General features: G+C 65.6%; 17 protein-coding genes and 1 tRNA gene. 6 read left to right on the top strand and 12 right to left on the bottom strand.

What is annotated here, in order from left to right; genetic code table 11:
- Positions 1 to 145 precede the first annotated feature (145 nt).
- Positions 146 to 1,156, top strand: coding sequence for an AraC family transcriptional regulator (locus XH93_RS24870; RefSeq protein WP_194469510.1), 1,011 nt, complete (start codon positions 146 to 148; stop codon positions 1,154 to 1,156).
- Positions 1,157 to 1,275: 119 nt separating this feature from the next.
- Here XH93_RS24870 and XH93_RS24865 read toward each other — a convergent pair whose 3' ends face one another.
- The 3 genes from XH93_RS24865 to XH93_RS24855 form a co-directional block, all read right to left on the bottom strand.
- Positions 1,276 to 1,518 (bottom strand): hypothetical protein, encoded by a 243-nt coding sequence (locus XH93_RS24865; RefSeq protein WP_139484422.1) that lies wholly within the window; start codon positions 1,516 to 1,518, stop codon positions 1,276 to 1,278.
- Positions 1,519 to 1,799: 281 nt separating this feature from the next.
- A tRNA-Arg gene (locus tag XH93_RS24860) sits at positions 1,800 to 1,876 on the bottom strand.
- Positions 1,877 to 1,961: 85 nt separating this feature from the next.
- Complete coding sequence (locus XH93_RS24855) at positions 1,962 to 2,246, bottom strand: hypothetical protein (RefSeq protein WP_194469509.1); 285 nt, start codon at positions 2,244 to 2,246, stop codon at positions 1,962 to 1,964.
- Positions 2,247 to 2,469: 223 nt separating this feature from the next.
- Here XH93_RS24855 and XH93_RS24850 point away from each other — a divergent pair, with 223 nt between their 5' ends.
- On the top strand, positions 2,470 to 2,913 hold the full coding sequence (locus XH93_RS24850; protein WP_139484424.1) for a hypothetical protein: 444 nt from the start codon (positions 2,470 to 2,472) through the stop codon (positions 2,911 to 2,913).
- 75 nt (positions 2,914 to 2,988) lie between these two features.
- Here the strand turns inward: XH93_RS24850 and XH93_RS24845 are convergent, their stop codons facing one another.
- Entirely contained in the window at positions 2,989 to 5,253 is a 2,265-nt protein-coding gene (locus tag XH93_RS24845; protein WP_194469508.1) for a cation:proton antiporter, read from the bottom strand.
- 252 nt (positions 5,254 to 5,505) lie between these two features.
- Here XH93_RS24845 and XH93_RS42790 point away from each other — a divergent pair, with 252 nt between their 5' ends.
- Complete coding sequence (locus XH93_RS42790; RefSeq protein WP_256436477.1) at positions 5,506 to 5,628, top strand: hypothetical protein; 123 nt, start codon at positions 5,506 to 5,508, stop codon at positions 5,626 to 5,628.
- 270 nt (positions 5,629 to 5,898) lie between these two features.
- On the opposite strand, the gene XH93_RS24840 is transcribed toward XH93_RS42790, so the two are convergent.
- The 3 genes from XH93_RS24840 to XH93_RS24830 form a co-directional block, all read right to left on the bottom strand.
- Complete coding sequence (locus XH93_RS24840; RefSeq protein ID WP_139484426.1) at positions 5,899 to 6,201, bottom strand: plasmid stabilization protein; 303 nt, start codon at positions 6,199 to 6,201, stop codon at positions 5,899 to 5,901.
- Positions 6,202 to 6,222: 21 nt separating this feature from the next.
- Complete coding sequence (locus XH93_RS24835; protein WP_194469507.1) at positions 6,223 to 6,435, bottom strand: hypothetical protein; 213 nt, start codon at positions 6,433 to 6,435, stop codon at positions 6,223 to 6,225.
- Between the two features lie 90 nt (positions 6,436 to 6,525).
- The gene (locus tag XH93_RS24830; protein ID WP_194469506.1) at positions 6,526 to 6,750 is read right to left on the bottom strand and encodes a hypothetical protein; all 225 of its coding nucleotides are present in this window, start codon (positions 6,748 to 6,750) and stop codon (positions 6,526 to 6,528) included.
- 361 nt (positions 6,751 to 7,111) lie between these two features.
- Between XH93_RS24830 and XH93_RS24825 the strand changes: the two genes are divergently transcribed.
- Entirely contained in the window at positions 7,112 to 8,782 is a 1,671-nt protein-coding gene (locus XH93_RS24825) for a L,D-transpeptidase (protein ID WP_194469505.1), read from the top strand.
- 104 nt (positions 8,783 to 8,886) lie between these two features.
- Here the strand turns inward: XH93_RS24825 and XH93_RS24820 are convergent, their stop codons facing one another.
- On the bottom strand, positions 8,887 to 9,714 hold the full coding sequence (locus tag XH93_RS24820) for a YkgJ family cysteine cluster protein (protein ID WP_139484430.1): 828 nt from the start codon (positions 9,712 to 9,714) through the stop codon (positions 8,887 to 8,889).
- A 388-nt stretch (positions 9,715 to 10,102) separates the two neighbouring features.
- Here XH93_RS24820 and XH93_RS24815 point away from each other — a divergent pair, with 388 nt between their 5' ends.
- On the top strand, positions 10,103 to 10,975 hold the full coding sequence (locus XH93_RS24815; protein WP_194469504.1) for a DMT family transporter: 873 nt from the start codon (positions 10,103 to 10,105) through the stop codon (positions 10,973 to 10,975).
- A 35-nt stretch (positions 10,976 to 11,010) separates the two neighbouring features.
- On the opposite strand, the gene XH93_RS24810 is transcribed toward XH93_RS24815, so the two are convergent.
- Positions 11,011 to 11,670 (bottom strand): peroxiredoxin, encoded by a 660-nt coding sequence (locus XH93_RS24810; protein ID WP_139484432.1) that lies wholly within the window; start codon positions 11,668 to 11,670, stop codon positions 11,011 to 11,013.
- A gap of 388 nt (positions 11,671 to 12,058) precedes the next feature.
- Between XH93_RS24810 and XH93_RS24805 the strand changes: the two genes are divergently transcribed.
- Complete coding sequence (locus tag XH93_RS24805; RefSeq protein ID WP_194469503.1) at positions 12,059 to 12,640, top strand: hypothetical protein; 582 nt, start codon at positions 12,059 to 12,061, stop codon at positions 12,638 to 12,640.
- Between the two features lie 41 nt (positions 12,641 to 12,681).
- On the opposite strand, the gene XH93_RS24800 is transcribed toward XH93_RS24805, so the two are convergent.
- The 3 genes from XH93_RS24800 to XH93_RS24790 form a co-directional block, all read right to left on the bottom strand.
- A complete protein-coding gene (locus tag XH93_RS24800) occupies positions 12,682 to 14,520 on the bottom strand; it encodes an alkaline phosphatase family protein (protein ID WP_194469502.1) in 1,839 nt (612 codons plus the stop codon).
- A gap of 138 nt (positions 14,521 to 14,658) precedes the next feature.
- Positions 14,659 to 17,883, bottom strand: a complete 3,225-nt coding sequence (locus XH93_RS24795) for an efflux RND transporter permease subunit (protein WP_194469501.1) — start codon at positions 17,881 to 17,883, stop codon at positions 14,659 to 14,661.
- A complete protein-coding gene (locus XH93_RS24790; protein ID WP_194469500.1) occupies positions 17,876 to 19,096 on the bottom strand; it encodes an efflux RND transporter periplasmic adaptor subunit in 1,221 nt (406 codons plus the stop codon). The genes XH93_RS24795 and XH93_RS24790 overlap by 8 nt, the downstream gene beginning before the upstream one ends.
- Positions 19,097 to 19,203: the final 107 nt, after the last annotated feature.

The following is a 19,203-nucleotide window of genomic DNA, read 5'->3' as shown; positions in this document are numbered from 1 at the left end:
TTCCTCCAGCGTCGCTTTTTCGAGGCGGCGTTTGCCCTTGTTGCGCTCAGCATGCCGCGAGGCGGGGCTGCGCCGCCAGTTCACAACAGGCCAAATTTGTGGCATTTTGCGCCAAGGCTGCTTCATCAGGGAGGTCGCCGACGCCATGCAGGGATCGGACTCGGTTGCCCTCCGTGCGCCGGTCACCGTGAGCTATGCGCGGGCCCTGGTCCGGGCCTTCGGCAAGACGCGGGGCGAGCGCGACGAGCTGCTGAATGGCACCGGCGTGCAGCTTGCGCTGCTCGAGAATCCGGGCGCGCACATGCCGGTTTCGGCGCTGGTGGCGCTGGCTGCCAACATCACCCGCCGGCATGGCGAGCTGTGGCCGTTGTCGGCCGCGGCAGTCTGGTCGACCTCGCTGCAGGGCGCGCTCGACGTCGCGACCCGGACCGCGCCGACCATCGCAGATGCCTTGACCATCGGCGCCCGCTTCGGATCGACCCGCGCGCCCTTCATCCGCAACCAGCTGCGCAAGACCGCGCGGGCGATCCAGATCGAGATCTCGCCCACGGTGGCGATGGACGATGCGCTGTGGCGCGCCGTCGCGCTCGCGGTCGGCCTCAATGTGCACGCGGTGTATGTGCAGCTGCTCGAGGATGCGATCGGCCAGGCGACGCTGCAGTTTCCCTGGCCGCCGCCGGTGGGCGCAGAGCGGCTGGCGCCGCATTTCTCCTGCGCCGTGCAATTCGACGCCGCCGCCTTCGGTTTCGAGGTGCCAAAAGCGCTGTGCACGCGGCCATCGCCGTTTGCCGATCCGGAATTGCACGCCCGGGCGATCGAGGCACTGGAGGCGGTCGAAAAACCGCGGTCCGACAGCGAGGCGTTGGCGCGGATCGTCGAGAACCTGATCGCGGCGCGCCTGCCGCAACGTCTGGCAGAGGAAGAAGCCGCGCGCCTGCTCGGCACCTCGCGGCGCACGCTGGTGCGGCGGCTGGCCGAGACCGGCCACGCCTTCCGGCCGTTGCTCGACGCCGTGCTGCGCGAGCGCGCCCGCGCCATGCTCGCGTCGAGGACGCAATCGCGCGACGCGATGGCCGCCGCGCTCGGCTACACCGACGCGACGAGCTTCAGCCGCGCCTGTCGGCGCTGGTTCGGGGAGAGGGGCGGGCGAGGCTAGAGCATGATCCGGAAAAGTGTGAAGCGGTTTTCCGAAAAGATCATGCTCAAACAAAGAGCAAAAGCGCGATGACGATTCAGCCCAATCTCATCGCGCTGTAGCGGGGCTTGCGAGCAGAGCTATTCCGGCTTTTTGCCAACCACCCATTTCACGATCGGCCAGCCCACCAGGAAGGATGACCCAACGGTTCCGGCCAATCTGACGAACAAGTCGCCGTAATGGCCGTCGAAATAGAACGGTGCCCTGTTATAGAAGATGAGCACGAGGATGACGCTGAGCGCGCAGCAAAGTGCCGCCAGCAAGCGGGAGACCTGTCCCTCCAGATGCGCGACGCGCTCAACGAGATTGTCGTTATCGCCCATCTCACGACTTTCCTTCGGCCCAGGCTCGACAATGGACGGATCGCCTCACATGGACCGGGTGCAAGAGGCGTACGGCGAATGCAGCGTCCTGCAACCGGCAAGGAAGCGCAAGGCGTGGGTTTTACGGGGCAGCCGGTGCGCAGCAGCGTAGGATGGGTAGAGCAAAGCGAAACCCATCAATTCGTACCCGTGGCAGGATGATGGGTTTCGCTGCGCTCTACCCATCCTACAGACCGACGACGGTGACGCTTCACTCAACGACTATGCGGGGTGCTGTTGGGTGGCGCGCTCGGAGAGATTCGAACTCCCGACCCTCGGAATCGAAATCCGATGCTCTATCCAGCTGAGCTACGAGCGCGTTGCGGGTCGATTACCAGACTTGGCCGGGGAGGGCCAGCAACCTCGGCATGCGTGTGCCGCCTGCTGGTCGTCAGCTCAATTCCTCAGAAGCACGGGTGGCGGCGGTGGTCCTGGCCGATATAGGCGGCGGAGCCCTGGTAGCACTTGTTGGTCGAGGGGCCGTCGTAGAACGCGAAAGTGCCCGGGGTCGGGCCGGGGCCGTAATTGTGCAGATAGCTGATGTGGTAGGGCAGGCCCCAATGGGCGTGGCGGTGGTGATGCCGGTGGCGGGGGTAGACGGACATATCGGCCGCGGTCGCCGTGCTCAGGGCCGGAACGGCCAGGGAAACGGTCAGGGCTAGGGCGGCGAGCAGCTTGGTCTTGGTCATTGGCGGCCTCCGGGCATTCACGCTGGAATCGGCAGTTTCGGCCGCTCCGGGCTCCATTTAACCCGGAATCGGCCAGAAAGCTGCGGGAAATCAGCCACAGCACGCCAAATTTTGCCTTTTTGCGGATGCTTAACCGATTGCCAACACAGTCCGGCCAGAGTCTTGCGGTCAGGTCCATCCGGCCTGACCCCTCCCGGCCAGGCTTTTTCGGTTCGAACCTTTCATGCGCATCACGCCCCTTGCCTTGCTGCTCCTGGTTCTGGCTGCCGCGCCGGCGCGGGCGGATCTGCACATCACGCGCGACCACGGCGGCTATGTCGAGGAGTACAAGACCAAGTACAAGCGCATCAAGGAGCGCGGCGAGCGCGTCATCATCGACGGCATCTGCAACTCGGCCTGCACGCTGGTGTTCGGCATCGTGCCGATGAACAAGATCTGCGTCACGCCGAAGGCCAGCCTCGGCTTCCACCAAGCCTATTACGACAAGGCCTTCACCTTCGGCATCAAGGTCACCAGCCTCGAGGGCACCTCCGACCTGATGTCGTACTACCCCAACACGGTGAAGGACTGGATCCGCCGCAATGGCGGGCTCACCACCGAGATGAAGAAGATCAAGAACGGGGTCGAGCTCTGGAAGATCGTCGATCCCTGCCCGGAAGAGTGGTAGCAACCGGCCCACGGGTCATTGTTGTTTGACGCGTTTTCTTTACGCGAACCGGCCTCCACTTCGCTCGAAAACGCTCTAGCTCTTCGGCCTGATCTCGCCGTCCGACACCAGCAGCACCGAGACCTTGGACTTGCCGAGCACGGAAGCGGCGACGCCGCCAAAATTCAGGCTGTCGCCCTGGATGCGGTCGGTGCCGAGCACGACGAGATCGGCGCGGCTTGCGGCGATCTCCTGCAGGATCGCGACCTCGGGCGCGGTGTTGGCGCGCAACGTCGTCGCCACGTTGACGTCGTAACGCGCCGCGGCCGCGGCGATGTCCTTCAAAATCGCTTCCTCGCGGGCCAGCGACATGCTGGCGCTGGTGCGGCGGGCGCCCTTGTCGCGCGTGGTCGAGACATAGACCACCTGCAGCGGCAGCGCGGACAGGCGTGCCAGCGCGATCGCGACCTCGGCGCCGCGCCGCGACACGTTGCTGCCCGACACCGGCACCAGGATTTTTCGCGGGTTCGCGGTCGGATCCTGCTGATGCGCACCCCTGGCGGCGACGATCGCCAGCGGGCCGTCGAAGCCCGCGGTCAATTCGTCGATCCCCTTGTTGAAACCGCCATCGCGGTCGGCGACCTCGTCGATGCCGACGACCAGCAGGTCAAACCCCTTTTTGGCTTCCTCGGCGATCGCCTCCGCCGCCGCCTTCTCGGGCGCGCGGGTGAGGACGTCGACATTGCCGCCGCCATCGGCATCGGCCTTTGCGCTCTCCCTGGCGGCGTTGATCACGGCGGCCTCGTGGCTTTGCTCGTCGCCGCGGTTCTGCTCCGCAAGCCCGGCAGGCGCGCCGACATGCAGCACCGTGATCGGCAGGCCGCGCCCGCCGGCCAATAGACCTGTGAGATGGGAGGCGAATGTCGCGTTGCTGCTGTCGTCGACCGCGAGCAGCAGCCGCTCGAGATTGGCGACGAAACCGCGCTGCTCGTATTCCTCGCGCTCCAGCCGCTCCTTCTCGTCCTGGCCGAGCGGCAGTTTTGACAATGCCGCGCGCAGCATCGGCGGCATCGCAATCGTGGTCAGCACCGCCATGGTCAAGATCATCGAGAACATGGTCTGGCTCAACACGCCCATCGACAGGCCGATGGTAGCGATGACCACCTCGGTCGAGCCGCGCGCATTCATGCCGCTCGCTAGCGCATAGGATTCCTGCCGCGTCAGCCCGCCGAGCGCGCCGCCGGCGAAGGCGCCGCCGAACTTGCCGATGCTCGCGATCAGCACCAGCGCCGCGGTGAGCGCCAGCAGCGACGGATCCTTCAGCACGGTCAGATCGGCGCTCAAGCCGGCGAGGCCGAAGAACACCGGCATGAACAGGCTCGAGATCAGCCCGCGCAGCCGTTCGTCGATCTGCCGGGTCAGGATCGGGGATTCGCCGACCAGCACGCCGGCGATGAAGGCGCCGAGCACGGTGTGCACGCCGATCAGATGCGTGATCATCGCCATCACGCTCATCAGCAGCAGGATGACGGTGATGACGGCCGCGGTGCTCATCAGATTGTCATTGGCCCAGCGGATCAGCCGGAACACCAGGCGACGGCCGATCGTAAAGCTAACCGCGAGGAAGGCGAGGGTGCCGAGCAGCGCCTGCGTCACCGACATGACGTCGAGGGTGCCGCGCGAGGCGAGGCTGAAGATCATCGCGATGATGATCCAGCCGATGGTGTCGTCGATGATCGCGCTCGCGACGATGATCTGGCCGACATTACGGCGCATGAAGTTCATCTCGCGCACCACCACGGCGACGATCTTCACCGATGAGATCGACAGCGCGGTGCCGAGGAACAGCGCTGCGATCAGCCGCGCTTCCGGATGCGGCAGCAGATATTGCGGCAGGAATTCGCCGAGCGCGAAGCCGCAGACGAACGGCACCGCGATGCCCGCGATCGAGATCGTGGTCGCGGCGCGGCCGACCTTGCGCACCAGCTTGAGGTCGGTCTCCATCCCGGTCAGCAACAGCAGCAGCAGGATGCCGAACTGCGCGATGCCGTCGATCAGCGCCTTCTGCTCGCCGGACGGCGGAAAGATCGCAGCCTGCGCCGAAGGCCACAGCCAGCCGAACAGCGAGGGGCCGAGCAGCAGGCCGCCGAGCAGTTCGCCAATCACGGAGGGCTGGCCGATCCGCTGCATCAACTCGCCGAGCCCGCGCCCGACCGCGATCAACAGCGCGATCTGCGCCAGCAGGATGAACTCGGAAGGTTTTGCCGCCTTGCCGGCCTCGGCGCCGGCCGCGGTTGCGGTCGCGAGCAGAATGATCACCGCCCAGATCGCCGGTTGCAGCCGCCGCCCGCGGATCACCATCGCGTCTCCGATTCCAGATCCGGGCCCGAGCGGACAACAGGCCCGCGCGTTGTGGTCCGATCAGCCCATCAACGCCCGGGTTCCAAAAGCGATCCATCGCGCCTTCGCACGGCGGCAGGCTTTCGCTGAGCATGGTGATCTGGAACCGGGGCCAGCCGCATGCGTTGCATCACCATGACGCGAATGTCCCACCGTTGATGAGCCTGGCCCGCGTGCGATCGCGAGCCCTGCTCGCATGCACGGGAGGCCATGATGGCGACCAGAACAAATCTTTCGAAAGCAGAACTCGCGCGCAGCGTCGCCGGCGCGGCGTCGGCAATGATCTTGAGCGGGCTGGCGTTGTTTGCCGTCGCCCATCATCTGAGCGGCGGGTAAGTTATGCAGGGTCGGGGGCAGTCCACCGCCGACGCGATCGACGACGCGCGGATTGTGCGCGCCTCAGAGGCGATCTGCACGATGACCGGCAATCACGAGACCGAACTGAATGAGACCTGCGGCCCGCAAGGCTAGCGCGTCCGTCCGCCCCTGCAGCGGCTTCGCGCGATCACGCGGGAGGTCGCACTGCAGGCGCTTGCGTGCGCCTTCCTGATCGGGGTGCTGCTGGCGCGCCGTTGAGGCGCGCCAATCGACGTGGTCAGTTGCAGATCAAGCCGCGCGGCGCTTGCGCGTGCGCGCCGCCTTCTTCGCCGAGCGCGATCGCGCCGCGGCAGGCCGTTTCGCGGCGGACTTGCCGCCCAGCTTGCCACCCTTGCGCGACGGGGCATGGTTTTCGCGCGTGCCGCGGCCGGAGCCGCTCTTCTTGCCGCCATGGGTCTCCGCATTGACGGTGGCCCATGCCCGGCGCTCGGCCTCGCGCTCGGAAACGCCACGTTTCTCGTAGCCTTCCTCGATATGCTCGGCCTGGCGCTTCTGCTTGTCGGTGTAGCTGGACTTGTCGCCTCTGGGCATTGTGCTCTCCTACTCCTATCGTCAAGACCCTTGTGGTGCGTCGGCGTCGTCATCGTCATCATTCGGCTGCACGACCTCGAACCGCGTCCGGCTGAAGCGGCCCAGACCGCTCAGCTCGTAATAGCCGTCGCGCTCGAGATCGCGCGTCACCTCGTAGACGCGCCCCAGCGAGAGCGTGTCCCGCTGCAGCGTGTTGTCGATGCATCGAACGAGCAAATTCTTGCCGGTTTCCATGCCGTCATCCCCAAGTGTTTCGCCAAAGTGTCGGGCAATTGTCTGATGCGCCATGCTCGCGCCGTCATCGTGACGTGCTGGTCGCGCCGATCACGAGACCTCCTTCGGCAGCTTCCACGCAGGCGCCAGTTCAAACACCTCGTCGTCGGGAATCTGCTTCATGTGATAGCCTGCCGGCAGCACCTGACCGCCGGCCTCGTCGGCGACGGGAACGTCGAGGACGAGCCCGCTGATCAATGCATGTTCCCACGCTTGCTTTTCTGTCGGAAAAGCGCGGTCGATTTGTTTGTCGCGATCGAACAACGCGTAGGGCATTTCGTTTCCTTCGGATGGAATGCCGGTTCGCGGAGGGTCCCGCCGGTCATGCTGAAAACGCTTGCCGCTGGCGGGCGTTCCTAATGCGCGCGGCCGCCGCCAGGCAGCCGGCGATCGGCCAGTCCCCCTGTGGTGAGGTGCGACCAATTGTCGGTCCAGGGTTGCCGCCTTTCGGATCGGCCCGCGCCACCCTTCCGCCGCGGCACGCCGTCATATATGAAATTTGTCACCGGAATGTGCTGATTTGTCCCGGGGATCGGATTGGACGATGTGAAGGTGGCGGCAGTTGGTTAATCCAAAACGCGTAATCTCTGATGTGATCGACGCAAACCGCGGACTGGCATTGCAACCGGGGCATGGCATGGCAAATCGAACGACAACGGCGCAAACCACCGCTGCAATGCGGCGTTGGGGACCTCGCGCCATTGTGACCTTGGCGGCGGTCGTCACACTTGCGGCATCGACCGGCGCCGCCGAGGCGAAACAGCAACGCCGCGAGGCCACCGTCGAGGCGATGGCGCCGCGGCAGGCGGGCGAGCCGCTGATGGCGATCGTCTCGATCGCGAGCCAGAAGGTCACGTTCTACGACGCCGAGGGCTGGATCTACCGCGCGCCGGTGTCGACCGGCGTCAAGGGACGCGAGACCCCGGCCGGCGTGTTCGCCGTGATCGAAAAGGACAAGGATCACCACTCGACGCTTTATGACGATGCCTGGATGCCGAACATGCAGCGCATCACCTGGAACGGGGTCGCGCTGCATGGCGGCCCGCTGCCCGGCTATGCAGCGTCGCATGGCTGCATCCGGATGCCCTACGAGTTTGCGGAGAAGCTGTTCGACAAGGCTTACATCGGGATGCGGGTGATCATCTCGCCGGAGGACGCGGCGCCGGTCGAATTTTCCCACCCGGCGCTGTTCGTGCCGAACAAGGACGCCATTGCCGCGGCTCCGGGCCGGGCGCAGGCCGCGAGCCGCGAGGCCGCGGAGGCCGCGCGCGTCGCCGAGGAGGCGAAGAAGGCCGCCGCGACCACCGCGCGTGACCTCACATCACTCACGGCGTCGCTGCGCAAGCTGGAGCAGCAGAAGGCCCGCACCGCCGCCGAGCTCGCCTTCGCCGACAAGGCGATTGCCAACGCCAAGAACGACCAGGCCAAGGCGAAGGCCGAGGAGTTGAAGCAGAAGGCCGCGCCGAAGGCCGAGGAAGCCGCGACCCAGCTCGAGGCCGCCAAGGCCGACGCGACGTCGAAGCGCGACGCCGCCGCCGCGGCAAAGGACGCCGCCAAGGCGGCCGAGACCAAGAAGGCCGACACTGCCAAGACGGCAACCGAGGCCAAGCTCGCGCTCGAGCCGGTGTCGGTCTACATCAGCCGCTCGACGCAGAAGATTTACGTGAGGCGCAACACCCACAAGGCGTGGCCCGACGGCGGCGAGGTGTTCGATTCCTCGATCGAGGTTCCGGTCACCATCCGCGATCCGAGCCGGCCGATCGGCACGCATATCTTCACGGCGGTGGCGCGCAGCGATTCCGGGCTGCGCTGGACCGCTGTGACGATCGACGAGGGCGACAACGCCAAGGATGCGCTCGACCGCGTCACCATCCCGCAGGAGGTGCTCGACCGCATCGCACCGACCGCCATGCCGCGCTCCTCGATCATCGTCTCGGACGAGCCGCTGAGCAGCGAGACCAACTACCGCACCGAGTTCGTCGCGGTGCTGAGCAACCAGCCGCAGGGCGGCTTCATCACCCGCAAGCCGTCGATGGAGGACCGCATCGCGCGGACCGGCGGTTGGGGCAGCGAGGACGACGACGGTTTTGGCTTCTTCTCCCAGCGCTCCCCGCAGGCCAATAATTATAACTCGGGCAATAGCTGGGACTCTCCCTCGGGGAGCAATTGGTGGGGCCAGCAGGGCAACAGCGCGAACTACCCCCAGCCGGGGACGACGCGCCGGCGCAGCAGCGGCGGTCAGCCGTATTATTATGGCCAGCAGCGCTATTACCAGCAGCCGCAGCAACCGGGCTGGGGCTGGCAGTAAACGCAAGCGCGTTGGCGGCGTGACCGCAGAGGCGAATAGGGCGCAAGAACTTGCGTCCTTCACGGCTCACTGAGCGCCGCAGCGGTCACACCGCGAGCAGGAGGTTATCTCGCAGACGTCGCAGCCTGCGCCTTCGACAATTCAAGCAGCGCGGGCCGATAGGGTGGCTGGGGATCGTCGTCCTCGGGAATCGCGCAATAGCCGAATTCCTGCTGGATGCGCTGGATCTCCATCACGCGTTCGTTCAGGCGCTGCAGATGCTCCAGCGATTTGGCCTTCCAGTATTGGAAAGTGTCGAGCGTGAGGGGCACGAACGCGGTGCCGAACAGCGTCGGATCGGGGACGATGGTGCGGCCGAGCATCATGTATTTGTTGTCGCCGACGATCACGAGGGTCGCGTAGGGGCGCGCCGCGGTCATCCTGATGCCGTTGAGCGACAATTCGACGATCTTGCTGTAGTAGGGTTCCTCGCGCCAGCGATCGGGATTCTCGATATCGACCTGGATGTTCAGGGTGTCCATGCCGAAATGCGGCACGATGCCCGACTTCTCGGGAAACCAGTCGTCGTCGAAATGCCCTTGCAGCCAGGCGCAGCTGAAGGTGCGGCACTGCCGCGGTCGCTGCGCGTAGATCTCGCAGCCGCCGCCGGACATGATGTGCTTGCACGCCGTATTCACGGGCTTGCCGAGGTCGGTGACCTCGAGCACCTTGCAGCACAGCGTGCATGTTCCGCACTGCCGGACCGTCGGTGCCACCGGAATACCGAGCGCCCACGAGCCCTGGCTTTCGCGAAACACCAGCTTCTGCTTCTCCAGCGCGCTCAATGCGCGGTCGACCTTCAATCGGGACAAGCCGGTCGCGTCGATAATCGCTTTTGTTGTCGTCGCGCCGCTTTCGAGCGCCCGAACGACGACCAAGTTCACCTGATCCATTTTCCTGGCTTCTTGTGCCTGGTGTGAGGTCGCGGGCCTCCGCCTGCGACCGCTCGCGTCTTCGTATTCGGAATTGCTGCAGCCGTATGAGGCGAATAACACAGGCCTATCGGCGCGAACAAGATGCCGCAATGTGGGGGAGTTCCCGGGAGCAAATCTCGAAGCATGTTGCGCGATTCCAACCCGTCATCCTGAGGTGCGAGCCTCTTCGGCGAGCCTCGAAGGATGAATCGGCCCGGCTGGTGGCCGTCGATCCTTCGAGGCTCGCAAGAGCTCGCGCCTCAGGATGACGGGACTGACAGCGCCACTGGGCGCAAACCACCCGCGCAGCAAGGTTGCTGAAATCGCGATTGCCGAGTGCCTCATCTTCGGGCAATGACGGCCGCAAATGAACAAGAGCTTTGAGGCAACTGCCGCTCGTCTGGCGCCGGCGATCTTTGTCGTGCTGTGGAGCACCGGATTCATCGGCACCAAATACGTCATCAACAACGCGGAGCCGCTGACCTATCTGGCGATCCGGATGGCGTTCGTGGTGCTGGTGATGGCGGTCATTGCTGCGGCGGCGCGGCCGACATGGCCGGACCGCGCCGGCATCTTCCACAGCGCGGTGGCCGGCATTTTGGTGCACGGCTTCTATCTCGGCGGCACTGCGATTGCGATCGCGCATTCGATTCCGGCCGGGCTGTCGGCGCTGATCCCCGGACTGCAGCCGATCCTGACCTCGACGATCGCAAATCGCTGGCTCGGCGAGCGCGTCACGCCGCTGCAATGGGGCGGCTTGGTGCTCGGGCTCGCCGGCGTCGTGCTGATCCTGCACGATCGGCCGCTGACCGGCGAGGCCGGGTGGGGCTGGCTCGCCTCGATCGTCTCGCTGATATCAATCACGCTCGGCACGCTCTATCAGCGGCGCTACTGCAACCGGATCGACTGGCGCGCCGGCAATCTCGTGCAGTACGTCGCGGTGACGATCTTCTTCGGCATCGGCGCCTGGCTGTTCGAGACCAACGTCGTGCATTGGAACGCCGAATTCATGCTGGCGCTGGCCTGGCTGGTGTTCGCGCTGTCGGTCGGCTCGATCGGGCTGTTGTACTGGCTGATCCGCCACCACGCCGCGACCTCGGTCGCGAGCCTGTTCTATCTGGTGCCGGCGGTGACCGCGCTGATGGCCTATGTGCTGTTCAACGAGCGGCTCGACACCGTCGCGATCATGGGTATGGCGGCCTGTGCCGCGGCGGTGCTGCTGGTCAACCGCCGCGGATAGGCTTGCTCACGCGCCCTGCGCGCAATCGCGGGCGGTCACTTCGGCTGCGGCACGATGCGGATATACGGCTTCGGCGCCTTCCAGCCCTGCGGATAGATCGTCTTGGCCTCGTCGTCGGTGACCGAGCCCGCGATGATCACGTCCTCGCCCTGCTTCCAGTCGGCGGGGGTGGCGACGCGGTGCTTGGCGGTCATCTGCAGCGAGTCGATCGAGCGCAGGATCTCCTGGAAATTGCGGCCGGTGGTCATCGGATAGACCATCACCAGCTTGATCTTCTTGTCCGGCCCGATCACGAACACGTTGCGGACGGTCTGGTTGTCGGCCGGCGTGCGGGTGAGGGGATCGCCGGAGGTCGAGGCCGGCAGCATCTCGTAGAGCTTGGAGACGTTGAAGTCGGTGTCGCCGATCATCGGATAGTTCGGCGCGGCACCCTGGGTTTCCTTGATGTCCTCGGACCATTTGGCGTGGCGGTCGACCGGATCGACCGACAGGCCCATCAGCTTGACGCCGCGCTTGTCGAATTCGGGCTTCAGCTTCGCCAGCGCGCCGAGCTCGGTGGTGCAGACCGGGGTGAAATCCTTCGGATGGGAGAACAGGAGGGCCCAGCTGTTGCCGATCCAGTCATGGAACCGGATTTTACCTTCCGTGGTCTCAGCTTCGAAATCGGGTGCGACGGTGCCAATCGGGAGTGCCATGATCTTACCTCATCTCATTGAAGTTGCTGATGAATTCGTTTTAGAGGTGTCCACGCCAGTATACGGCGCGCAAAGGCTCAAGTGAACTAGCTGATGAAAAAGGTGAAATTCTTCTCTCAGAGGCGGAACTCATAACACCTTCTTTTGATCCGTGCGCGTGCGGCGAAATAGCCCCGGCGGCACGAAAAGCTTGGGCATGCCCAGATAATGCCGCTTATCGCCGCCATCACGCCGCCCCTGGTTGTTATACGACCGAACCGTGACAGGGGTCACGGCGACTAAACGGCAACCATCTAAAAATCTCGGAACGCAAGTTCCGAATCATTAACCACTCGTTTACGCCCGCATGGAAAAGCTGGCTCCAGAATAGGAATTGAAAGCTCCAACAATGTCTGCCCCAAGTACCAAGACCGCTGAGTTTCTCAGCGGTGCGTTGCAACCGTCCTGCCGCAAGACCGCCGCCCATGCGCTGACCATTGTACGCGACGGCGTCATCACCGGCGAAGGCCCGACCACCAGGGGCCGCATCCATTTCTCCCGCTCGCTCGATGCCGATGACGCTGCCTGGTGCGCGCGCATCCTGACGGCGACCGCCGTGGAGCATCAGCCGGTCAGCCGGGCCGAGATCGAGGCGCTGTTCGCGATCAACGAGGCCGCCGCCGAGCGTTCGGACGACGGCAGGTTCGACGACCTGCTCGCCAAGGCGATCGCCCATCACGCCGCCTCCGAGTCCGGGCTGCCGGTGCCGCCGCGCACCGTGGCGCTGTCGCCGGATACCGACATCGAGGGCTGGGCGCCGACGCAAAGCGCCAAGATCGACACCAAGGTTTTGGAATGGATCGCCGGCCAGATGCGCGGCAAGCGCCGCGCCGGCCGCGCGCTGGCAGCGCTGGTGGCGACCCTCGTCGGCGCAACGGCGCTGCCGCTGGCGGCGCAGCTGCCCATCGTGTTCGATATCGGGATGATGTAAAGCCCATCATCCCGATTGAGGGTTTTCGAGAGCGGCGGGGATCACTTCCCCGCCGTTTTCTGTTTGCCGCCCTCGGCCTCGAGTCCGAGCGTCCGTCCTGGGAATCCGGCGACGTCGAAATAGCGGGTCGAGAGCACGCGCTGGAATTTCAGCACCGTGCGCAGGCCGTTGGCCGCCGGTTTGGACGAGATGGTGCCGTCGGCCATCTTCGGCACGATGCCGTTGGGCAGCGCTTCCGACATCACCCGGCCGATCAGCCCGCCATTGTTCGGCGCGCGCAGGCCGAGCAGTTGTGCCGCGGTCATGCCGACGTCGGCGTTGCTGACCGGCAGCGCGTCGACATAGCCCGACTTGAAGTCGGGGCCGATCGCCGCGGTGAAGTTGAAAGTGTCGCCGCGGCTGAAGCTGCCATGCATGCCCTGGCCCTGGCGCAGCACGGTGTCGGCGATTTGGACCGAGCAGTTGGTCGGGATCTCGCAGCCGCTCGACCAGGAGCGGAAGTTGACCACGATCGACGGGTTCGGCGTCACCGCCTTGCCTTTCAGGTTGAGGTTCGACATCGGCAGCGTGCCGGCGAACTTGCCGAGCTTGTCGTCGACAAAGAGGCCGCTGACATAGTCCTGCTCGAGCAGCGCCTTGACGATGCGCTCAGTGAGCTTCTTGTCCTTGTTCGGCAGGTAGATCAGGTCCGAGCCGCCATTGGTCGCGATCACGACATCGGGCTTGGCCGGGTCCTGGCCGAGCACACCGTTGCCGGCCTTGGGATGGGCGTTGTCGGCGACCTTGGCGTTCTTGTCGTTGGGGTCGTAGAGCGGCAGGTTCAGCGCCTTGGCGAGATCGATCGCCAGGAAGCCCATGGGCAGGAAATCCTTCGGCGTGTCGTCGTAGGCGATCTTGGCCGACGGGCTGGTCTTGCTCTCCTTCGAGATCGTCGAGAAACCGTGGTCGGAGGAGACGATGATGTTGGTGCTGTCGGCGAGTCCGAGCTCGCCGAGCGCCTTGCGGAGCTGGGCGAGATTGTTGTCGGCGTTCTTGATGCCGGCCATCGAGGTCGGGCCGTTGATGCCGGGGGTGACAGCGTTGAGGCTGTCGCCAGTGTTGTGCTGGCTGCCGTCGGGATCGCGCGACCAGAACACCAGCACGAACGGCTTGTTGCGCGCCTTGAACATCGGCAGCACCACCTTGGTCGCGACATCGGCCATGTAGGCCTGCTGGTTGACGTTGGCGACGGTGGTGCCGGGGGTCTTGGCATCGCCGGCCTTGGCGTTGTCGCCGCGGCTCGGGGTGGCGACCGGCAGGCCGGCCTTGGTCAAGGCGTCCTTCATCTCGTCGGAGAGCGGCACGCCGGTCTTGCCGCCGGTGGAATCGTCGATCACGATCGTGTTCTTGCCGCGATCGGTGTGGTCGAACAGCAAGGTCGGACCGACCTTGCCGATGGCGGCGGTGCTAAAGCCCTGGCCGCGGGCCATCTTCAGCAGCGTCTCCTCGTTGAGATAGTCGCCGTTGAAATGGTCGTCGACGTCCGCGAGCACGGCGTCGTTCTCGATGAACGGCACCACGGTGTCGCCGGCCGGCACTGAAGTGTAGCCGGTGTAGATCGTGTTGGAGAAGGTGCCGGTGTCGCCGAGGTAATGGCCGGTCGACAGCGCCGAGCTGTTCGCCATGGTGAAGGTCGGGAACAGCGAATGCGAATTCTTGAAGTTGACGCCCTTGTCGCGGATCTCGGCCATCGCCGGCGCCGTCTCGGCCGTCACGATGCCGCCGCGCAGGCCGTCCGGCACGAACAGGATGAGGTTGCGGGGTTTTGCATTTTGCGCCGACGCGGCGCTCGCAGAAAGCGCGATCATGCTCGCGGACAACAATGTAATGGCACGACGCATCTGTTGATTCCCCCTGATCAAGCCCGCGGCAGATCGCCGCCGATCTTCGTTTAGTTTTGCCATATGACAGAATTGTTACAGCGTCCTCACGCTGCGACAACAGTTTAGTTTTTCCAACGAAGCACCGGCGCAAAACCCTCATTCGGCGGGCTGAATCGCCGTTTTCTCATTGCGCGCGGCGCGGCCGGCATGGCCGTACCGCGCATACAGCGCAGGCAGCACGGCGAGCGTCAGCAGCGTCGCGCTGATCAGGCCGCCGATCACGACGGTGGCGAGCGGTTTCTGCACCTCGGCGCCGGTGCCGGTGGCAAACGCCATCGGCACGAAGCCGAGCGAGGCGACCAGCGCCGTCATCACCACCGGGCGGAAGCGGGTGAGGGCGCCTTGCTCGATCGCTCCTAGCATGGGCACACCGCGCTCGCGCAGCTGGCGAACGTAGCTCAGCATCACGAGCCCGTTCAGCACCGCAACGCCCGACAGCGCGATGAACCCGACCGCGGCGGAGATCGAGAACGGCATGCCGCGCAGCCACAGCGCGGCAATGCCGCCGGTGAGCGCCAGCGGCACCGCGCTGAACACCAAAAGCGCGTCGCGCGCCGAGCCCATCGCCGACAGCAGCAACAGGAAGATCATCGCAAAACAGGCCGGCACCACGATCGCAAGGCGCTGGCGCGCCGCCGCGAGGTTCTCGGACTGGCCGCCCCAGGTCATCCAGTAGCCGGGCGGCAGCTTGACGCCTTGCGCCACCTTGGCCTGGGCTTCCTCGACCACCGAGCCGAGATCGCGGCCGCGGACATTGGCGGTCACCACGATGCGGCGCTTGCCGTTCTCGCGGCTGATCTGGTTCGGCCCCTCGGTGAAGGAGAACTGCGCCACACGATTCAGCGGCAGGCTCTGCACCGGCGAGCTCGGCGTCGCCTTCGGCAGCGCGACCGGCAGATTGCTCAGCGCCTCCAGATCGGAGCGCACGCTCTCCGGCAGCCGCACCACGATGTCAAAGCTGCGGTCGCCCTCATAGACGACGCCGGCGTCCTGGCCGCCGACCGCGGCGCCGATCACGTCCTGCACCGCGGAGACGCTGAGGCCGCGCCGGGCGATCGCCGCCTTGTCGACCTTGATCTCGAGCACCGGCAGACCGCCGGCCTGCTCGACCTTGACGTCGGTCGCGCCGCGCACGCTGCGCAGCACGGCCGCAATCTGGTTCGCCGCCTTCTGCATCGGCTCGAACTCGTCGCCGAACACTTTGACGGCGATGTCGCCGCGCACGCCGGCGAGCAGCTCGTTGAAGCGCATCTGGATCGGCTGGGTGAATTCATAGACGTTGCCGGGCAATCGCCGGACCGCCTTCGCAATGTCCTCGATCAGCCGCTCCTTGGTCATCGACGGATCCGGCCACTGCTCGCGCGGCTTGAGGATGATGAAGGTGTCGGAGGCGTTCGGCGGCATCGGATCGCTCGCCACCTCCGCGGTGCCGGTCTTGGAGAACACGAACGACACCTGCGGAAAACGGCTGACGGTCTTCTCGACCGACAGCTGCATCGCCTGCGACTGCGACAGCGCCGTGCTCGGAATTCTGAGCGCGTGCATCGCGATGTTCTTCTCGTCGAGCGAAGGGATGAACTCCTGGCCGAGGCGCGAGAAGCCGAACAGGGCGGTTGCGAACAGCACGACCGCCACGGCAATGACCGGCACGGGTGTTGCCACGGACCGCCGCAGCAACGGGCTGTACCAACGCTTCAGCGCGGCGACGAGACGGTTCTCCTGCTCCTGCACGCGGCCGGTGATGGCGATTGCGATCAGCGCAGGAACCAGCGTCAGCGACAGCACGAAGGCCGCGGCGAGCGCGAGGATCACGGTCAGCGCCATCGGCTCGAACATCTTGCCTTCGACGCCGGTGAAGGTGAGCAGCGGCACATAGACCAAAAGGATGATGGCCTGGCCGTAGAGGCTCGGTTGCACCATCTCGACCGCGGAGGCGCGCACTGTGGCCAGCCGTTCGTCGCGGGCGAGGACGCGGCCGAGCGCCTGCTGCCTCTCGGCGAGGTGACGCAGGCTGTTCTCGGTGATGATGACGGCGCCGTCGACGATCAGGCCGAAATCCAGCGCGCCGAGGCTCATCAGGTTGGCGCTGATCCGGCCCTGCCACATCCCGATCGCCGTCATCAGCATGGCGATCGGGATCACCAGGGCCGTGATCAATGCCGCGCGAAAATTGCCGAGCAGCAGGAACAGCACCGCGATCACCAGCAGCGCGCCTTCAGAGAGGTTGCGCGCCACTGTGCCGATGGTCGCATCGACCAGCTGGGTGCGATCGAGCACCGTCGTGACCTCGACGCCGGCCGGCAGGGACGGCGCAATCGCGCGCAGCTTGGCGTCGACCGCCGACGACACCGTGCGGCTGTTGGCGCCGATCAGCATCAGCGCGGTGCCGACCACGACCTCGCGGCCGTTCTCGCTGGCGCTGCCGGTGCGGGTCTCGCCGCCGATCGACACGGTTGCGAGGTCGCGGATGCGCACCGGTACGCCGCCGCGCGTGGTGACGACGACGGCGCCGAGCTCATCCATGGTCTCGAGGCGGCCGCCGGACCGCACCACAAAGCCTTCGCCGTTGCGCTCGATATAGCGGGCACCGCGGCTGACATTGTTGCTTTCGATCGCCTTGGCGACGTCGGCGAAGGTGAGGCCGAGCGCGATCAGCTTGGCCGCGTCGGGATGCACCTGATACTGCTTCAGATAGCCACCGATCGAATCGACGCCGGCGACGCCGGGCACCATCTTGATCTGCGGCTTGATGATCCAGTCCTGCACCGTGCGCAGATAGGCGTCCTTCTCGACCTCGCTGTGCAGGACCTGCCCATCGGCGGTGAGGAAGCGGCCGTCACTCTGCAGGCCCGGCGCGCCATCGGCCTGCACCGGCCGGCCCGAGAAGTGGACGGTCCACATGTAGATTTCGCCGAGCCCGGTCGAGGTCGGGCCGATCCGCGGCTCGATGCCCTGCGGCAGGCGCGCGCGGACCTCGGTCAGCCGCTCGCCGACCTGCTGACGCGCAAAATAGATGTCGGTGCCTTCGCTGAACACGGCAGTGATCTGCGAGAAGCCGTTGCGGGAGAGTGACCGCGTGCTCTCCAGCCCCGGCGCGCCCGCCAGCGCGGTTTCGATCGGGAAGGTGATCTGCTTCTCGATCTCCGCCGGCGACAGCGCCGGCGCCGTGGTGTTGATCTGCACCTGCTTGTTGGTGATGTCGGGCACCGCGTCGATCGGCAGTTTTGTCAGCGCGACGCCGCCGAGCAGCATCACGATGGCGCCGAGGGTGAGGACGACCCAGCGGCGCTGGATCGCGAAAGCGATGATGCGCTCAATCATGGCTGTGCTCCGCCTCGTCCTTCTCGAGCTCGGCCTTCAGCGTAAAAGTGTTTTGCACGGCGATGGTCTCGCCGGCGGCGAGGCCGGCCACGATCTCGATATCGTCGTCGTCCTCGCGGCCGGTGCGCACGGACCTCGCCTCAAAGCCGTCGGCGTCGCGCACGAACACCGTCGGCGTGCCCTTGATGGTCTGCAGCGCCTTCTTCGACACGATCACCTTCGATGGCGCGCCGGCGAGCGGCACCTCAGCGGTGACGAAGGTGCCGGGCTTCCAGCGGTGCTCCTTGTTGGGCAGGGTCGCGATCACGCGCGCGTTGCGGGTCTCGCGGTCGAGCAGGGGGCTGACGAAGATCACGTCCGCGCCGGCTTCATCCTCGGTGCCGATGGCGCGGATCTTGACCGAGACGCCTTCGCGGACCGCGCCGATGTCCTCGGGCGAGACCGCGAGGTCGACCCAGATGTCGTCGAGATTGACGATGACGTAGAGCTCGCTCTCCTGGCCCTCGCGGCCGATCAGGCCGCCGAGATCGACGCGCCGCTCCGAGACCCGCCCCGAGATCGGCGCCCGCAGGAACTGGGTGCGCAGGCTTTCCGGCGGCTGGTTCGGCAGGTCGGCGATCTCGCTTTCGGAAAGCCCCAGCGCAAACAGTTTTTGCCGCGCGCCGTCGAGCTTGATCTGGGCGTCGTTTGCGGAGAGGCGCGTGCGCAGGAACTCGTTCTCCGACACGGTGCGGCTTTCGACCAGCGTCTTCTGCCTGACGTAGAGCGTCTGCTGCAAATCGTTGGTCAAGAGCGCGGCGAGATAGCCGCTTTTGGCATCGGCCACCTCGCGGCTCTCGATCGCGGCGACGATCTCGCCCTTCTCGACACTGTCGCCGAGACGCTTGCGCAGTTCGGTGACCGTCGCCTGCACGCGCACCGAGACGCGGCCGATATGATCGGCGTCGGGGATCAGCGACCCCGGCGCGAGGAAATGCCGCTTCAGCATGCCGCCGTTTGCCTTTGCAAGCGTGATGCCGGCGTCGCGCACCTGGTCGTCGGCCAACTCAATATGTCCGGGCGCTTCGTGCCTGGCCTTGGGTTGCGAGCCGGTGGTCGCGGCGTCCTGCCGTGCAGCCGGCAGCGTGACCGGCCAGCCGATCGATCCGGCCGCCAGAACAACCAATCCGATGCCGGCGGCGACACCGGCGAAAAATAGAACAATCCGTTTCATCTGCGCCTCTCCGCAGCGCAGGCCTAAGGGCTCGCGCTGTCGCAAGATCGATCTGTGCGGAATCCGGCTCGCGGCCCGAGGGCAGCGAGACGCGGCCGGTCATGCCG

It is taken from the genome of Bradyrhizobium sp. CCBAU 51753 (genome assembly GCF_015291565.1).
Lineage (GTDB): Bacteria > Pseudomonadota > Alphaproteobacteria > Rhizobiales > Xanthobacteraceae > Bradyrhizobium > Bradyrhizobium ivorense.
This window is presented reverse-complemented; position numbering and strand designations above follow the sequence as displayed.

Excerpts from the sequence above, each read along its gene's own strand:
- XH93_RS24790 (WP_194469500.1), bottom strand. The coding sequence starts at position 19,096 with ATGAAACGGATTGTTCTATTTTTCGCCGGTGTCGCCGCCGGCATCGGA.
- XH93_RS24815 (WP_194469504.1), top strand. The coding sequence starts at position 10,103 with ATGAACAAGAGCTTTGAGGCAACTGCCGCTCGTCTGGCGCCGGCGATC.
- XH93_RS24840 (WP_139484426.1), bottom strand. The coding sequence starts at position 6,201 with ATGCCCAGAGGCGACAAGTCCAGCTACACCGACAAGCAGAAGCGCCAG.
- XH93_RS24845 (WP_194469508.1), bottom strand. The coding sequence starts at position 5,253 with ATGGTGATCCGCGGGCGGCGGCTGCAACCGGCGATCTGGGCGGTGATC.
- XH93_RS24810 (WP_139484432.1), bottom strand. The coding sequence starts at position 11,670 with ATGGCACTCCCGATTGGCACCGTCGCACCCGATTTCGAAGCTGAGACC.
- XH93_RS24855 (WP_194469509.1), bottom strand. The coding sequence starts at position 2,246 with ATGACCAAGACCAAGCTGCTCGCCGCCCTAGCCCTGACCGTTTCCCTG.
- XH93_RS24850 (WP_139484424.1), top strand. The coding sequence starts at position 2,470 with ATGCGCATCACGCCCCTTGCCTTGCTGCTCCTGGTTCTGGCTGCCGCG.
- XH93_RS24805 (WP_194469503.1), top strand. The coding sequence starts at position 12,059 with ATGTCTGCCCCAAGTACCAAGACCGCTGAGTTTCTCAGCGGTGCGTTG.
- XH93_RS24870 (WP_194469510.1), top strand. The coding sequence starts at position 146 with ATGCAGGGATCGGACTCGGTTGCCCTCCGTGCGCCGGTCACCGTGAGC.
- XH93_RS24795 (WP_194469501.1), bottom strand. The coding sequence starts at position 17,883 with ATGATTGAGCGCATCATCGCTTTCGCGATCCAGCGCCGCTGGGTCGTC.
- XH93_RS24800 (WP_194469502.1), bottom strand. The coding sequence starts at position 14,520 with ATGCGTCGTGCCATTACATTGTTGTCCGCGAGCATGATCGCGCTTTCT.
- XH93_RS24825 (WP_194469505.1), top strand. The coding sequence starts at position 7,112 with ATGGCAAATCGAACGACAACGGCGCAAACCACCGCTGCAATGCGGCGT.
- XH93_RS24835 (WP_194469507.1), bottom strand. The coding sequence starts at position 6,435 with ATGGAAACCGGCAAGAATTTGCTCGTTCGATGCATCGACAACACGCTG.
- XH93_RS24830 (WP_194469506.1), bottom strand. The coding sequence starts at position 6,750 with ATGCCCTACGCGTTGTTCGATCGCGACAAACAAATCGACCGCGCTTTT.
- XH93_RS24865 (WP_139484422.1), bottom strand. The coding sequence starts at position 1,518 with ATGGGCGATAACGACAATCTCGTTGAGCGCGTCGCGCATCTGGAGGGA.
- XH93_RS42790 (WP_256436477.1), top strand. The coding sequence starts at position 5,506 with ATGGCGACCAGAACAAATCTTTCGAAAGCAGAACTCGCGCGCAGCGTC.
- XH93_RS24820 (WP_139484430.1), bottom strand. The coding sequence starts at position 9,714 with ATGGATCAGGTGAACTTGGTCGTCGTTCGGGCGCTCGAAAGCGGCGCG.